This is a genomic window from Streptomyces sp. NPDC098781 (assembly GCF_044759995.1).
GTDB lineage: Bacteria > Actinomycetota > Actinomycetes > Streptomycetales > Streptomycetaceae > Streptomyces.
On the sequence record NZ_JBIWAK010000007.1, the window covers coordinates 128926 to 143449 of the forward strand.

The window sequence follows — 14524 nt, forward strand, 5'->3', positions numbered from 1 at the left end:
TTCAGGAGGAATCGGGGCAGACGGGTGCGCGCGAGGGCGCACTGAGCGGGCGTACGACAGTGGCGTACGCCGAGGGCGCTACTGGGAGGTCCGCTTGGCACCGAGCAGCACGGTGTCCCGACCGTCCTCCTCGGCGAGCTGGACCTTGACCGTCTCCCGCAACGACGTGGGGATGTTCTTGCCGACGTAGTCGGCGCGGATGGGCAGTTCGCGGTGGCCCCGGTCGACGAGGACCGCGAGCTGGACCGCGCGCGGCCGGCCGATGTCGTTCAGGGCGTCGAGAGCGGCGCGGATGGTGCGGCCGGAGAAGAGCACGTCGTCGACGAGGATGACGAGCCGGCCGTCGATGCCGTCACCGGGGATCTCGGTGCGGGCGAGCGCACGGGGCGGGTGCATGCGCAGGTCGTCGCGGTACATGGTGATGTCCAGCGAGCCGACCGGCATCTTCCGCTCGGTGATCTCCTCCAGCTTGGCGGCTAGCCGCTGGGCGAGGAAGACGCCTCGGGTGGGGATGCCGAGGAGCACCACGTCGTCGGCGCCCTTGGCGCGTTCGACGATCTCGTGGGCGATGCGGGTCAACACCCGCGCGATGTCAGGGCCTTCGAGCACGGGCCTGGCGTCGGACGCTTGCGTGTCCTGGTGCCTGTCCATACGAAAGGGACCTCCTTCTCCGCCTCACGGGACGGACCTTAAAGGACGTCTGGTTTGCGCCATCCACCGTAGCAGGCCGCCGGGGCGGGTCTCGTCACCCCCTTGGCCCAATCGGCCACCGATAGCACGGAAGCGTCGGTGTGGACCATTCGGCTTGACGCGCCAGAGTAACGCTGCGTAACCTCACAGTGAGTTACCAAACCGCGCGGCATGGAACCCAATGCCAGTCGCGTCGACACAGTGTCCGGGGAGCTATATGTCCAGCGAATACGCCAAACAGCTCGGGGCCAAACTCCGGGCCATCCGCACCCAGCAGGGCCTTTCCCTCCACGGTGTCGAGGAGAAGTCCCAGGGACGCTGGAAGGCCGTCGTGGTCGGTTCGTACGAGCGCGGCGACCGCGCCGTGACCGTGCAGCGCCTTGCCGAGTTGGCGGATTTCTACGGCGTTCCGGTGCAGGAGCTGCTGCCGGGCACCACGCCGGGCGGGGCCGCCGAGCCGCCGCCGAAGCTGGTCCTGGACCTGGAGCGGCTCGCCCATGTGCCGGCCGAGAAGGCGGGTCCGCTTCAGCGCTATGCCGCGACCATCCAGTCGCAGCGCGGTGACTACAACGGCAAGGTGCTCTCGATCCGCCAGGACGACCTGCGCACACTCGCCGTCATCTACGACCAGTCGCCCTCGGTCCTCACCGAGCAGCTGATCAGCTGGGGCGTGCTCGACGCCGACGCGCGTCGCGCGGTCTCCCACGCCGAAGAGGGCTGAGCGCTCCACGACTGAGCAGAAACGTACCGCCGGGGTGGCCGGGACCCATGAGGTCGCGGCCGCCCCGGCGGCGTTCTGCCGTCCCGGCAGACCCCAGAGGTACAGAAAGACGCGGGAGGGGCCGCAGCGGTTGCTGCGGCCCCTCCCGCGTCTTCGGGCACGCCCTTACGCTTCCTCGCGGCGCAGCGAGGGCTTGAGGTCCTTGAGCCGGCCGAGAAGACCGTTCACGAACGAGGGCGACTCGTCCGTGGAGAACTCCTTCGCCAGCTGCACCATCTCGTCCAGCACGACGGCGTCCGGGGTCTCGTCGACCCAGATCAGCTCGTAGGTGCCGAGGCGCAGGATGTTGCGGTCCACGACCGGCATCCGGTCGAGCGTCCAGCCCACGGAGTACTGCGCGATCAGCTCGTCGATACGCCTCGCGCGCTGCGCGTAGCCCTCGACCAGCTGCATCGTGTACTCGCTCACCGGCGGCTGCCGGGTGTCGGACCGGGAGAGCCGGATCCAGTCGGCGAGGACCGTGAGGACATCGGCGCCGCGCTGGTCACCCTCGAAGAGGATCTGGAAGGCTCGCTTGCGGGCCGTGTTGCGGGCAGCCAATTTAGCTGTTCACCCGGCCGAGGTAGTCGCTCGTGCGGGTGTCGACCTTGATCTTCTCACCGGTGGTGATGAAGAGCGGCACGTTGATCTGGTGGCCCGTCTCCAGGATGGCGGGCTTGGTGCCGCCGGTGGAGCGGTCGCCCTGGACGCCCGGCTCGGTCTCCTGGATGGTCAGCTCGACGGCGGCCGGGAGCTCGACGAAGAGCACCTCGCCCTCGTGCTGGGCGACGGTGGCCATGAAGCCCTCGATGAGGAAGTTGGCGGCGTCACCGACGGCCTTGCGGTCGACCATGAGCTGGTCGTAGGTCTCCATGTCCATGAAGACGAAGTACTCGCCGTCCATGTAGGAGAACTGCATGTCCCGCTTGTCGACGGTGGCCGTCTCGACCTTCACGCCGGCGTTGAAGGTCTTGTCGACGACCTTCCCGGAGAGCACATTCTTGAGCTTGGTGCGCACGAAGGCCGGGCCCTTGCCGGGCTTGACGTGCTGGAACTCGACGACGGACCACAGCTGGCCGCCTTCGAGCTTGAGCACCATGCCGTTCTTGAGGTCGTTCGTGGAAGCCACGGTTGCGGAATCTCCTGGACTGACGTGGACGACCCCGGCGCACGCTCCTGTTCTAAAGGGCGAGCAGCTCCTTGGTCGTGATGGTGAGTAGCTCTGGTCCGCCGTCCGCCTCGGGGCGGACGACGAGCGTGTCATCGATCCGGACGCCGCCCCGGCCCGGGAGGTGAACCCCCGGTTCGACGGTGACCGGCACGCAAGCGTCCAGTTTACCCATGGCCGCCGGGGCCAACTGCGGGTCCTCGTCGATTTCGAGTCCCACACCGTGTCCAGTGAGCGCCGGAAGCCGCTCCGCGTACCCCGCGGAGTCCAGCACCTGGCGGGCCGCACGGTCCACGTCACGGTAGGCGGCACCGGGAGCCAGGCTCTCCCTTCCGGCGCGCTGAGCGGCGAAGACGAGGTCGTACAGCTCGATCTGCCAGTCCGCGGGGGACGTACCGATCACGAAGGTACGGCCGATCTCGCAGCGGTAGCCGCGATACGTGGCCCCCAGACAGACGGAGAGGAAATCGCCCTCCTCGACCCGGCGATCGGTGGGCCGATGGGCCGGCCGGCCGGAGTTCGGGCCGGTGGCGACGGCCGTCGGGAAGGCAGGGCCGTCGGCGCCGTGGTCGACGAGGCGCCGTTCGAGTTCGAGGGCCAGGTGGCGCTCCGTGCGGCCCACGAGGATGGATTCGAGCAGCTCGCCGAGGGCCTGGTCGGCGATCTCCGCGCCGATGCGGAGGCAGGAGATCTCCTCCTCGTCCTTGACCACGCGGAGCTGCTCGACCGCGCCACCGAGGTCGGTGAGACGCAGCCGGGTCACGACGGAGCGAATGGCTCGGTGGCGGGCGACGGTGAGGTGGTGTTCCTCCACCGCCAGCGCGTCGGCGCCCTGGGCCGCCGCGAGGTCGGCGGCGGCGACGGCAGCGTCGCCGCCGTTGCCGGGCAGCGTCTGGACGCGCAGCGCCTCGTCGGGGCGGCCCTCGGTGGGCCGGTTCTCCGGCGGGCCGGCGCACACCAGCAGGTCCTCGGTCCTGCCGAGGAGCAGAACGGCGCCCTGCGGGGCGGCGCCCGCGAGGTAGCGCACATTGGCGGGGCGGGAGATCAGCGCGGTGGCGCTGCCGCCGGCTTGGCAGCGTTCCCGTACCCGGGCTCGGCGGGCGGCGTACACCTCTGACATGACACGAGCGTAGGAGCTCTGCCGGTTTGGCGCCGGTTGAGGGCGTCTGAGTGGGCGGTGCCCCCTTCGTGCGGGCCGGTCCGGTTGCCGTCCGGGGGACGGGGTGCCACGTCCGGTTGTGTGCCGGCTGCCAGTGAGTGGGGGTTTGTCGCGCAGTTCCCCGCGCCCCTGAGGGCGCTCCACTTACGTTGGCTACCAGTTCGGGGGGCTTGCTATTGATCTTGCCAGTACGTCGTCCAGGACCCGAGCCGTCTGTGGCACGTCCAGCTGGGAATTGTCGATGATCGGCAGACCCGAGCCGTACCAGCCCGCCATACGGCCGTGGATACGGGCGACCTCCTCGTCGGTGAGGCGGCGGTTGCCCGAGCGCTCGGCGTTGCGCTCCAGCACGATCTCCAGGCCCGGGAGCAGGACCACCGGCAGCAACCCGGGACCGACGTGACGCTTCCAGCCGCCGAGGCCGACGACCGGACGGTCGGGGAAGACGGCGTCGTCGAGGATGCAGGAGATCCCGTTGGCCAGGAAGTTCCGCGCGGCGAAGCCGCAGGTGCGGCGGGCCAGGCGGTACTGGGCCTCGGAGTTGTCGTTCCACCCGGACTGGGGGTCGGCGAAGCCCGAGCGGACCCATTCGCGGACGTCGTCGAGGCTGATGTGGGCCGTGGGGACGCGGCGGTGCTCCGCCCAGTACTTCGCGACGCTCGTCTTGCCGGCGCCGGCCGGGCCGATGAGCAGCACCGCGATGGTCGTGGTCGCCGGGTCGGGGACGCTCGTGGGCGGGGCGCTCGGCATGCCGACGGGACCGCCGGGCGGCAGCGGGACATGACCCGTCGTGTCAGGGACAGGCGGGACCGGCGGGACCGGGGCGGGCTGCGGGGACTGTGGCGCGTGCACGGCCGGTCCGGGCGGGGTGAAGCCCGGTGCCGGGGGCGGCGGGGGCACCGGAGCGGAGCCCTGGTGCGGGGCGGGTCCCTGGTGGCCCGGGTGGTGCGCACCCGGGGGCTGTCCGGCCGGCGACCAGCCGTGCCCCGACTCGTGGGGCGGCGGCAGCGGAGAACCCACTGCGTGCTGCATCCGGTGCCACTCCGTCTCGTCTTCCATGGCCATTGGCGCTGGCAGCGGGGCTCCTGCCCGCTCCCTACCGAACGGTACCGCCCCCGGCCGCCGTTTGGTGAACGGCCGGTGGCGGTCCGAAGTGCCCATCGCCACAGGCGAATCGGACGGAAGGGTGGTTCGACGGACTTACTGGCCGACTTCGCCGTACGCGGCGAGCAGCACCGCCGGGTCCGGCCCCTCCATGACGGTCGGCTTGGCGAGGCCGTCCAGGACGATGAAGCGCAGCAGGTCACCGCGGGACTTCTTGTCGACCTTCATCGTCTCCAGCAGCTTGGGCCACTGGTCGTAGCGGTAGTGCAGCGGCAGGCCCACCGATTCCAGGACGGTGCGGTGCCGGTCCGCCGTCGCATCGTCCAACCGCCCCGCGAGACGCCCGAGTTCGGCGGCGAAGTGCATGCCGACGGCCACCGCCGCGCCGTGCCGCCACTTGTAGCGCTCGTTCTTCTCGATGGCGTGGCCGAGCGTGTGGCCGTAGTTGAGGATCTCCCTGAGGCCCGACTCCTTCAGGTCCGAGGAGACGACCTCGGCCTTGACCCGGATCGAGCGCTCGATGAGCTCGGCGGTGTGCGGGCCCGCCGGGGTGCGCGCGGCCTGCGGGTCGGCCTCGATCAGCTCCAGGATCGCCGGGTCGGCGATGAAACCGGCCTTGATGATCTCCGCGAGGCCCGAGACGTAGTCGTTGACCGGGAGGGACTCCAGGGCCGCCAGGTCGCACAGCACGCCGGCCGGCGGGTGGAAGGCGCCCACGAGGTTCTTGCCCTCGGCGGTGTTGATGCCGGTCTTGCCGCCGACGGCCGCATCGACCATGGCCAGCACGGTGGTCGGGACCGCGATCCAGCGCACCCCGCGCAGCCAGGTCGCCGCCACGAACCCGGCGAGGTCGGTGGTCGCGCCGCCGCCGACCCCGACGATCACGTCGGAGCGGGTGAACCCGGACTGGCCCAGCGCCTTCCAGCAGTAGGCCGCGACCTCGGCGGTCTTCGCCTCTTCCGCGTTCGGCACCTGGATGGCGACCGCCTCGTAGCCCTGCTCGGCCAGATCGGCCCGCAGCGCCTCGCCGGTCTCGGCCAGCGCCTCGGGGTGGATCACGGCGACCCGCTTGGCCCGGCCACCGACCAACCCGCCCAGCTCGCCCAGGAGCTGATGGCCCACCAGGACCTCGTACGGCTCGCTGCCCGCCGTACCACCGACCTGGATCCGCGTCACTGCCTCAGTCATGCGTCCTTCAACTCCAGTGCGTCCAGGGCGGCTTGAGTCACCTCTTCAGGTGTCCGGCCATCGGTCGCCACGACCGCCGTGGCCACCGACTCGTACAGATGCCGACGGGCCTCCATCAGCTCCCGCCACTGCTTGCGCGGGTTGACCGCGAGTAGCGGGCGGGCGGCGTTCAGGCCGGTGCGCTTGACCGCTTCCTCGACGTCCATCGACAGGTACACGACCCGCTGCCCTTCCAGCAGCGCCCGCGTCTCCTCGTCCAGGATCGAGCCGCCGCCCAGCGCGAGGACACCGTCGTGCTCGGCGAGCGCCCGGCCCACGGCCAGCTTCTCGAGGGACCGGAAGGCCGGCTCGCCCTCGTCGACGAAGATCTCGGCGATGGTCCGGCCCTGCTCGGTCACGATGTCGTCGTCGGTGTCCCGGTAGGCGACCCCGAGCCGGTCGGCCAGCAGCTGCCCGACCGTGGACTTGCCCACGCCCATCGGCCCGACCAGCACGATCACAGGCGTTGCGCTCACCGGATGGCCAGGTTGTCGAGGTAGGAGGCCACATTGCGGCGGGTCTCGGCCACGCTGTCGCCACCGAACTTCTCCGCCACCGCGTCCGCGACGACCAGCGCCACCATGGCCTCGGCGACGATGCCGGCCGCCGGAACGGCCGAGACGTCGGAGCGCTGGTGGTGGGCCTGCGTCGCCTCACCGGTCGTCACGTCGACCGTCTGAAGAGCGCGCGGCACGGTCGCGATCGGCTTCATCGCGGCGCGGACCCGCAGCAGCTCACCCGTGGTCAGGCCGCCCTCGGTACCGCCCGAGCGGCCGGAGACGCGGCGGATGCCTTCCGGCGTGTTCACGATCTCGTCGTGCGCCTTGGAGCCCGGCACCCGTGCCAGCTCGAAGCCGTCGCCGACCTCGACGCCCTTGATGGCCTGGATGCCCATGAGCGCGCCGGCGAGGCGGGCGTCCAGCTTGCGGTCCCAGTGGACGTGCGAGCCGAGGCCGACGGGTACGCCATAGGCCAGGATCTCGACCACACCGCCGAGGGTGTCGCCGTCCTTGTGGGCCTGGTCGACCTCGGCGACCATCGCCTTCGAGGCGTCCGCGTCCAGGCAGCGTAGCGGGTCGGCGTCCAGCTTCTCGACGTCGGCCGGCGTCGGGTACACACCCTGCGGGGCCTTCACGGAGCACAGCTCGACGACATGGCTGACGATCTCGATGCCGGCCGTCTCCTTGATGTACGACCGGGCCACCGCGCCCAGCGCCACCCGGGCGGCGGTCTCTCGTGCGGAGGCGCGCTCCAGGATCGGCCGGGCCTCGTCGAAGCCGTACTTCTGCATACCGGCGAGGTCGGCGTGGCCGGGCCGCGGCCGGGTCAGCGGCGCGTTGCGGGCGAGGCCGGCCAGGATCTCCGGGTCGACCGGGTCGGCCGACATGACCTGCTCCCACTTGGGCCACTCGGTGTTGCCCACCATGATCGCGACCGGGGAACCGAGGGTGAGACCGTGCCGGACGCCGCCGATGAAGGTGACCTCGTCGCGCTCGAACTTCATGCGCGCACCGCGTCCATAGCCGAGCCGGCGCCGGGCCAGGTGGTCCGCCACCATCTCCGTGGTGATCGGCACGCCGGCGGGAAGGCCCTCCAGCGTCGCCACGAGTGCGGGACCGTGGGACTCCCCCGCGGTCAGCCAGCGCAACCTGCTCAACGGTGCTCCTCAGTGCTCGCGCCCTGGTACTGCCCTGCGTACGCGCGTCCTCGCGTACGTCGACGGCGTGACCAGGTGCGCGGCCCCGGCCCGCCACCTTCGATCCTCCCACGTCCAGCGGCCGTCACCGGCCGCCGGTCCACCAGACGGACGGAAAGCTGACATGGCCGGCGCCGGCCGTGTCAGGCGGGGCTGTTGCCCCCCGGCCGCTGCGGGGCGTACGCGCCGAGGAAGTCGGCACCGCTCGGCTCGGCGGTCTGCCGCTGGGGCGCGTACGGGCCCAGGAAGTCGGCGCCCCGCTCCTCGCCGTGCGGCACCACCACCTGGACGGTCTGTCCCTGGCGCCTCGCACGTCGGCGGTCGATCTTGCGCTTCAGCTTGAAGACCCACGACCCGACGACGAGCAGCACGATCAGGACGAGCACAGGGATCTGCACCCAGTCCGGCATGAACTGAAGGACGACCTCGAATATCTCGCTCTTGCCGGACGCCAGCGGCACACCAGTGGACACTGCTCGAACTCCCCCTCGGATCCTCTCCGCCCCCTGCGGAACTCAGCGGATCTTAGCGGTTCGCGAGAGCGCGCTCCCCCGCTTTTCGCATGGCCTCCAGGGGTGCCGGAGCCCGGCCGGTCATCTGCTCCACCTGGAGCACGGCCTGGTGCACCAGCAGGTCGAGCCCGCTGACGACGGCTCCGCCGAACATCGACCAGCGGGCCGCCAGCGCGGTGGGCCAGGGGTCGTAGAGCACGTCGAACAGGGTGGCGGGGCGCTCCGGTACGGCGGCGGCGAGCGCGTCGGTCGTACCGGCCGGGGTGGTCGCGATCACCAGCGGGGCGTGCAGCGCCCGTTCCGCGTCGGCCCAGTCCGCGGTACGGACGTCCACGTCGAGCCGCTCGCCCCACTGCCGCATCTCGGCGGCGCGGGCCTCGCTGCGTACGTACGCCACGACCTCGCCGGTGCAGACGCGGGCCAGCGCGGCCAGCGCGGAGGACGCCGTGGCGCCGGCGCCGAGGATCGCGGCCGAGTCGACCTGCTCGATGCCGTGTTCGCGCAGCGCCGCGATGATGCCCGGGATGTCGGTGTTGTCGCCGACGCGACGGCCGTCCTCGGCGCACACGACCGTGTTGACGGCATCGACGGAGGCCGCCGTCTCGCTGATCTCGTCCAGCAGCGGGATGACCGCCCGCTTGAGCGGCATGGTCAGCGACAGTCCGGCCCACTCCGGGCCGAGTTCCGCGAAGAACCCTGGCAGCGCGGCCTCGTCGATCTCGAACCGGTCGTACGACCAGTCGGTGAGCCCCAGTTCCTCGTAGGCGGCCCGGTGCAGCACCGGGGAGAGGGAGTGGGCGATGGGCTTGCCGAGTACGGCGGCCCGGCGGGCGTCAGTTGCCCGAGCTCTCATTGAACTTGTCCTTGAGCTTCTGGAATTCCGCGTGGGTCTTGGCGAATTCGGTCTTGCTCACGCCGTCGACCGCGACGAAGTAGTACCAGCCCTGGTCGGTCGGGCTCAGTGCCCCCTTGATCGCGCCCTCGCCCGGGTTGCCGATCGGCCCGGGCGGCAGACCCTTCTGCGTGTACGTGTTGTACGGGTCCTGGTTCTTGTTGATCTCGGATTCGCTGATATTGATGTTGCTCTCGCCCTTCAGGTAATTGAAGGTCGAGTCGAACTGGAGCAGACCGTAGGTCTCGGGGTTCGCGCGGTCGAGGCGGTTGTAGACCACTTCCGCCATCTTGCGGTAGTCGTCGTCGGTCTTTCCCTCGGCCTGGACGAGGCTGGCGACCGTGATGAGCTGCAAGGGGCTGTCCAGCTTGAGCGCCTTGGCCTTGGCCTCCAGGTCGAGCGCCTCGTACTTGTCGGCGGCCTGGGACACCATTCCCTTGAGCACGGCCTCGGGCTTCATGCCCTTGGCGGCGGGATAGGTGCCCGGATAGAGGAAGCCCTCCAGGGGGTCCTTGATTTCACTGTTGTCGTTGGCCCAGCTCGGCAGTCCGAGGCTCTCGTATTTCTGCTCGGCGACCTTCTTGGTGGTGCCGGACGAGAGATCGAGCTGTTCATCGATGGCCTTGTAGACGGCCACATTGCGATCGCCCGGCCGGACCAGAACGTTGTTCTGGCTCTTCGGGTCGAGCATCATCGCGACGGCGCTCTCGGCGGACATCTGCTTGTGCAGCAGATAGGCGCCGGCCTGGATCGACTTGCCCTCGGGATTCTGCGACTGGGCGGCGACGAAGGCATCGACGCTCTTGACGACGCCGGCCTGCTTGAGCGCCTGGCCGATCTGATTGCCGAGCGCGCCCTTCGGGATCTCGACGGTGACGGTCTCGCCCGTGCCGTCCCCGGCATAGTCGGGGGCCGTGCCGAAACGATCCTGGTAAAACTGGTACCCGAAATATCCGACTCCGGCGACGACTCCGCCGAACACGCCCACGATCACCAGACAGGCGAGTCCGCTGCGCCGTTTCTTGGGCTTGCCGCCCCGCCGGTCGCCGCGACCGCGGCCGCCGCCCGACTCGTCGTCGGAGTCGTCGTCGTCATCGCCGCCACCGGCGAAGAAGGCGTGTTCGCCCTGGTCCGGGCCCGGATCCCACTCGGTCTCGGGCGGCTCGGGCTCGGCCCGCCGACGGCTCGGCGGTGCCGGCGGCGGGTACGCCTCGGGCGTGCCGTAGTAGTCGGCCTGCTCACCGCCGTACCCCGCGGACTGCTGCTGCCCGTACGGGTCGCCGGGGTCGGGGTACTGGACGTGCGAGTGACTGCCGGTCGCCCAGCCGTTGTTGTCGTACGACTGCTGTCCGTGACCCGCGTAGTGCTGCTGGTCGTACTGCTGCGGGTACTGCTGGCCCTGCTGCGGGTACTGCTGACCCTGCTGCGGATAGTGCTGACCCTGCTGCTGGTACTGCTGCTGCGCCTGACCGTACGGGGCCTGCTGGCCGTCGGCCCAGTCGCCGTAGTGGCCTGACTGCTGCGGCTGCTGCGGATAGTGCTGCTGCTGGCCGCCGTAGGCAGCCTGCTGGCCCGTGTGGGCCTGCTGCCCTTCCCATCCGCCGTCCCCGAACAACGGGTCCTCGGGATGCCACGGTTCGGAGCCTGGGCCCCGGCCATACTCAGTCATCGATCCCCTAGAGCCGCGAGGCGGCGGTCACGCGGCTGCTGTAGATCCGGCTCCCGTCCCGCCTCTCTTTGTGCGCCGGCTGTTCGAACACCGGCGCATCGCGCGGAACGTTACCGTATCGCGATCAGATAACCACTTCGACGCTCTCTCCCGGAGCTTTACCTGACACCCGTTCGGATTCGAGCGCCTGCTGAAGGATGATCACGGCGGCAGCCTGGTCGATGACCGATCTGCCCTTCTTCGATTTCACGCCCGAGGCACGCAGTCCCTGACTGGCCGTCACGGTCGTCATCCGCTCGTCCACGAGCCTGACCGGTACGGGCGCGATCATGCGGGCCAGTTCCTGGGCGAAGCCCCTGACCTTGACCGCGGCAGGGCCCTCGCCGCCCTTGAGGGAGCGGGGCAGGCCGACGACGACCTCAAGGGGCTCGTACTCCTCGACGAGTTGCTTCAGGCGCCTGTGAGCTGCGGGGACGTCCCGGCCCGGGACCGTCTCCACCGGGGTGGCGAGGATTCCGTCGGGGTCGCACGAGGCGACGCCGATACGGGCGTCGCCCACGTCGATGGCCAGACGACGGCCGCGGCGCATGCCCCGGCCGTCGCCCCTTGCCTGTGTGTCTTCGCTCACTTGGCCGTTTCCGCCACGAGCCGCTCGACGGCGTCGACGGCCTCGCCGACGGCGGCCGGGTTCTGGCCGCCGCCCTGGGCGACGTCCGGCTTGCCGCCACCGCCGCCGCCGAGGGTCTTGGCGGCGGTGCGGACCAGGTCACCGGCCTTGAGGCCGCGGTCACGGGCGGCGTCGTTGGTGGCGATGACCGTCAGCGGCTTGCCGTTGTTCACGGTGAACAGTGCGACCACGGCGGCACGTCCGCCCTGGATGCGGCCGCGCACGTCGAGGACCAGCTTGCGCAGGTCGTCCGGCGTGGTGCCGTCCGGCACCTGACCGGTGACGACGGCGATGCCGCGCACGTCCTTGGCGGACTCGGCGAGACCGGCGGCAGCCTGGAGCACCTTCTCCGCGCGGAACTTCTCGATCTCCTTCTCGGCGTCCTTCAGCTTGCCGAGCATGGCGGAGACCTTCTCCGGGAGCTCCTCCGGACGGCCCTTGATCAGCTCCTGGAGCTGGGCGACGACCGTGTGCTCCCGGGCGAGGAAGTTGTAGGCGTCCACGCCGACGAGGGCCTCGATACGGCGCACACCGGAGCCGATGGACGACTCGCCCAGCAGCTTCACCAGGCCGAGCTGGGCGGTGTTGTGCACGTGGGTGCCGCCGCACAGCTCCTTGGAGAAGTCGCCGATGGTCACCACACGGACCCGCTCGCCGTACTTCTCACCGAACTCGGCGATGGCGCCCTGCTTCTTGGCGTCGTCGATGCCCATGACCTCGGCGTGCACGTCGAGGTCGCGGGCGAGCACCTCGTTGATCTTCTGCTCGACGTCGGTCATCACGGCCGTCGGCACGGCGGCCGGAGAACCGAAGTCGAAGCGGAAGCGACCCGGCTGGTTCTCGGAACCGGCCTGGGCGGCCGTCGGGCCGAGGGCGTCACGCAGGGCCTGGTGGGTGAGGTGCGTGGCCGAGTGGGCGCGGGCGATGGCGCGGCGGCGCAGCGAGTCGATCGAGGCGTGGGCCTTGGCACCGACCGTGACCTCGCCGACCTGGACGACGCCCTTGTGGACGTAGACGCCCGGGACCGGCTTCTGGCAGTCGCGGATCTCGATCACGGCACCGGTGTCCACCTTGATGCGGCCGGTGTCGCCGATCTGACCGCCGCCCTCGGCGTAGAACGGGGTGCGGTCGAGGACGATCTCGACCTCGTCGCCCTCGGTGGCGGCCGGGGAGGAGGCGCCGTCGACGAGGATGCCGACGATCGTGGACTCGCCCTCGGTGTCGCTGTAGCCGATGAACTCGGTCGCGCCGGTCTTGTCGGCGATCTCCCGGTAGGCGCCGGCGCCGGCGTGCCCGGTCTTCTTGGCCTGGGCGTCGGCCTTGGCGCGCTCCCGCTGCTCCTTCATCAGGCGCCGGAAGCCGTCCTCGTCCACGGAGAGGCCCTGCTCGGCGGCCATCTCCAGGGTGAGGTCGATCGGGAAGCCCCAGGTGTCGTGGAGCAGGAAGGCCTTGTCGCCGGCCAGCACGCTGGAGCCCGCGGCCTTGGTGTCGGAGACGGCCGTGTCGAGGATGTTGGTGCCGGCCTTCAGCGTCTTGAGGAAGGCGTTCTCCTCCGCGAGGGCAACCTTCTCGATGCGCTCGCGGTCGGTGATCAGCTCAGGGTACTGCTGGCCCATCATGGCGATCACGACGTCGATGAGGTCCTTGACGACCGGACCGGTGGCACCGAGCAGACGCATGTTGCGGATGGCGCGACGCATGATGCGGCGCAGCACGTAGCCGCGGCCCTCGTTGCCGGGGGTGACGCCGTCGCCGATGAGCATCACGGACGTCCGCATGTGGTCGGTGACCACGCGCAGGGAGACGTCCGAGCCGTGGGCGTCGCCGTAGGCGACACCGGTCAGCTCGGTGGCCTTGTTGATGACCGCCATGGACGTGTCGATCTCGTACATGTTCTGCACGCCTTGCAGAATCATGGCGAGTCGCTCCAGGCCGAGGCCCGTGTCGATGTTCTTGCTCGGGAGCTCGCCGAGGATCTCGAAGTTGTCCTTGCCGATGCCCTCGCCACGCTCGTACTGCATGAAGACGAGGTTCCAGATCTCCACGTACCGCTCGTCGTTGACGGCGGGGCCGCCCTCGACGCCGAACTCGGGGCCGCGGTCGTAGTTGATCTCGGAGCAGGGGCCGCAGGGTCCGGGGACGCCCATCGACCAGTAGTTGTCCTTCATGCCGAGGCGCTGGATGCGCTCCTTCGGCACGCCGACGACGTCGTGCCAGATGCGCTCGGCCTCGTCGTCGTCCTTGTAGACGGTGATCCAGAGCTTCTCCGGCTCCAGGCCGTAACCACCCTTGTCCTGGGGGCTGGTGAGCAGCTCCCAGGCGTACTTGATGGCGCCTTCCTTGAAGTAGTCACCGAAGGAGAAGTTGCCGCACATCTGGAAGAAGGTGCCGTGCCGGGTGGTCTTGCCGACCTCTTCGATGTCCGGCGTGCGCACGCACTTCTGCACGCTGGTGGCGCGGTCGAAGGGCGGCTTGACCTCACCCAGGAAGTAGGGCTTGAAGGGCACCATGCCGGCGGGGACGAGGAGCAGAGTCGGGTCGTCCGCGATGAGCGACGCCGAAGGGACGACGGTGTGCCCGCGCTCCTCGAAGAAGCTCAGCCAGCGGCGGCGAATCTCAGCCGACTCCATCAGTGGTCCTCGTTTCGGTTGTACGAGTACGTCTGGTTGTCGACGTACTTCGGGTTGTTGCGGTCGTTCTCGATGGCGGCGTACCGCCGGGGCTCGGGGAGTTCGGGGTTGTCCTGGATGCCGAGCGCGTCCTCCAGCTCGGCCTCCCGCTGGGCCATGTTGTCGCGGACGTCGAGCGCGAAGCCGACCGCGCGGTCCTTCAGGCGCTGACCGGTCTCCAGGGCCTTGTTCGCCGCGGTCGCGGCGAGGCTCTCCGGGGTCAGCTGCTTGAGCTTGCGGTTGACCTTGGTGGTGGCCCAGACACCGGCGGCGACACCCGTGCTGAACCAGAACGTACGGCGGAACATCGC

The 14524-nt window shown here is 69.9% G+C and carries 15 protein-coding genes; 1 reads left to right on the top strand and 14 read right to left on the bottom strand.

Annotated features, from left to right (window positions below; all coding sequences use genetic code 11):
• Positions 1 to 78: 78 nt before the first annotated feature.
• Positions 79 to 651: a bifunctional pyr operon transcriptional regulator/uracil phosphoribosyltransferase PyrR gene (gene pyrR, locus ACIQWG_RS27565; protein ID WP_404100572.1), complete on the bottom strand. Its 573-nt coding sequence runs from the start codon at positions 649 to 651 to the stop codon at positions 79 to 81.
• A 256-nt stretch (positions 652 to 907) separates the two neighbouring features.
• Here pyrR and bldD point away from each other — a divergent pair, with 256 nt between their 5' ends.
• The gene (bldD, locus tag ACIQWG_RS27570) at positions 908 to 1411 is read left to right on the top strand and encodes a transcriptional regulator BldD (RefSeq protein ID WP_062722566.1); all 504 of its coding nucleotides are present in this window, start codon (positions 908 to 910) and stop codon (positions 1409 to 1411) included.
• A gap of 165 nt (positions 1412 to 1576) precedes the next feature.
• On the opposite strand, the gene nusB is transcribed toward bldD, so the two are convergent.
• The 13 genes from nusB to ACIQWG_RS27635 all read right to left on the bottom strand — a co-directional run bounded on the left by nusB (position 1577) and on the right by ACIQWG_RS27635 (position 14521).
• Complete coding sequence (gene nusB / locus ACIQWG_RS27575; protein WP_404100573.1) at positions 1577 to 2011, bottom strand: transcription antitermination factor NusB; 435 nt, start codon at positions 2009 to 2011, stop codon at positions 1577 to 1579.
• Position 2012: 1 nt separating this feature from the next.
• Positions 2013 to 2579 carry an elongation factor P gene (gene efp / locus ACIQWG_RS27580; RefSeq protein ID WP_404100574.1) on the bottom strand — a complete coding sequence of 189 codons (567 nt, stop codon included), beginning with the start codon at positions 2577 to 2579 and terminating at the stop codon, positions 2013 to 2015.
• 52 nt (positions 2580 to 2631) lie between these two features.
• Positions 2632 to 3738 carry a M24 family metallopeptidase gene (locus ACIQWG_RS27585; protein ID WP_404100576.1) on the bottom strand — a complete coding sequence of 369 codons (1107 nt, stop codon included), beginning with the start codon at positions 3736 to 3738 and terminating at the stop codon, positions 2632 to 2634.
• A gap of 192 nt (positions 3739 to 3930) precedes the next feature.
• The gene (locus tag ACIQWG_RS27590; RefSeq protein WP_404100578.1) at positions 3931 to 4809 is read right to left on the bottom strand and encodes a Pro-rich N-terminal domain-containing protein; all 879 of its coding nucleotides are present in this window, start codon (positions 4807 to 4809) and stop codon (positions 3931 to 3933) included.
• A 168-nt stretch (positions 4810 to 4977) separates the two neighbouring features.
• On the bottom strand, positions 4978 to 6069 hold the full coding sequence (gene aroB / locus ACIQWG_RS27595; RefSeq protein WP_404100580.1) for a 3-dehydroquinate synthase: 1092 nt from the start codon (positions 6067 to 6069) through the stop codon (positions 4978 to 4980).
• Complete coding sequence (locus tag ACIQWG_RS27600) at positions 6066 to 6548, bottom strand: shikimate kinase (protein ID WP_404101141.1); 483 nt, start codon at positions 6546 to 6548, stop codon at positions 6066 to 6068. The genes aroB and ACIQWG_RS27600 overlap by 4 nt, the downstream gene beginning before the upstream one ends.
• 32 nt (positions 6549 to 6580) lie before the next feature.
• Positions 6581 to 7765 carry a chorismate synthase gene (aroC, locus tag ACIQWG_RS27605; protein WP_404100581.1) on the bottom strand — a complete coding sequence of 395 codons (1185 nt, stop codon included), beginning with the start codon at positions 7763 to 7765 and terminating at the stop codon, positions 6581 to 6583.
• Positions 7766 to 7947: 182 nt separating this feature from the next.
• Positions 7948 to 8277 carry a hypothetical protein gene (locus tag ACIQWG_RS27610; protein WP_404100583.1) on the bottom strand — a complete coding sequence of 110 codons (330 nt, stop codon included), beginning with the start codon at positions 8275 to 8277 and terminating at the stop codon, positions 7948 to 7950.
• A 52-nt stretch (positions 8278 to 8329) separates the two neighbouring features.
• Positions 8330 to 9169 (bottom strand): shikimate dehydrogenase, encoded by an 840-nt coding sequence (locus tag ACIQWG_RS27615; RefSeq protein ID WP_404100584.1) that lies wholly within the window; start codon positions 9167 to 9169, stop codon positions 8330 to 8332.
• Positions 9150 to 10877, bottom strand: a complete 1728-nt coding sequence (gene mltG, locus ACIQWG_RS27620; RefSeq protein ID WP_404100586.1) for an endolytic transglycosylase MltG — start codon at positions 10875 to 10877, stop codon at positions 9150 to 9152. The genes ACIQWG_RS27615 and mltG overlap by 20 nt, the downstream gene beginning before the upstream one ends.
• Before the next feature lie 124 nt (positions 10878 to 11001).
• On the bottom strand, positions 11002 to 11466 hold the full coding sequence (ruvX, locus tag ACIQWG_RS27625; RefSeq protein WP_404101142.1) for a Holliday junction resolvase RuvX: 465 nt from the start codon (positions 11464 to 11466) through the stop codon (positions 11002 to 11004).
• A 35-nt stretch (positions 11467 to 11501) separates the two neighbouring features.
• Entirely contained in the window at positions 11502 to 14174 is a 2673-nt protein-coding gene (alaS, locus tag ACIQWG_RS27630; RefSeq protein ID WP_404100588.1) for an alanine--tRNA ligase, read from the bottom strand.
• Positions 14174 to 14521 (bottom strand): hypothetical protein, encoded by a 348-nt coding sequence (locus ACIQWG_RS27635; protein WP_404100590.1) that lies wholly within the window; start codon positions 14519 to 14521, stop codon positions 14174 to 14176. The genes alaS and ACIQWG_RS27635 overlap by 1 nt, the downstream gene beginning before the upstream one ends.
• Positions 14522 to 14524 lie beyond the last annotated feature (3 nt).

Bases quoted from the DNA above. Each gene is read 5' to 3' on its own strand.
- pyrR (WP_404100572.1), bottom strand. From the start codon at position 651: ATGGACAGGCACCAGGACACGCAAGCGTCCGACGCCAGGCCCGTGCTC.
- bldD (WP_062722566.1), top strand. From the start codon at position 908: ATGTCCAGCGAATACGCCAAACAGCTCGGGGCCAAACTCCGGGCCATC.
- ACIQWG_RS27585 (WP_404100576.1), bottom strand. From the start codon at position 3,738: ATGTCAGAGGTGTACGCCGCCCGCCGAGCCCGGGTACGGGAACGCTGC.
- ACIQWG_RS27590 (WP_404100578.1), bottom strand. From the start codon at position 4,809: ATGCAGCACGCAGTGGGTTCTCCGCTGCCGCCGCCCCACGAGTCGGGG.
- aroB (WP_404100580.1), bottom strand. From the start codon at position 6,069: ATGACTGAGGCAGTGACGCGGATCCAGGTCGGTGGTACGGCGGGCAGC.
- ACIQWG_RS27600 (WP_404101141.1), bottom strand. From the start codon at position 6,548: ATGGGCGTGGGCAAGTCCACGGTCGGGCAGCTGCTGGCCGACCGGCTC.
- ACIQWG_RS27615 (WP_404100584.1), bottom strand. From the start codon at position 9,169: ATGAGAGCTCGGGCAACTGACGCCCGCCGGGCCGCCGTACTCGGCAAG.
- mltG (WP_404100586.1), bottom strand. From the start codon at position 10,877: ATGACTGAGTATGGCCGGGGCCCAGGCTCCGAACCGTGGCATCCCGAG.
- ruvX (WP_404101142.1), bottom strand. From the start codon at position 11,466: ATGCGCCGCGGCCGTCGTCTGGCCATCGACGTGGGCGACGCCCGTATC.
- alaS (WP_404100588.1), bottom strand. From the start codon at position 14,174: ATGGAGTCGGCTGAGATTCGCCGCCGCTGGCTGAGCTTCTTCGAGGAG.
- ACIQWG_RS27635 (WP_404100590.1), bottom strand. From the start codon at position 14,521: ATGTTCCGCCGTACGTTCTGGTTCAGCACGGGTGTCGCCGCCGGTGTC.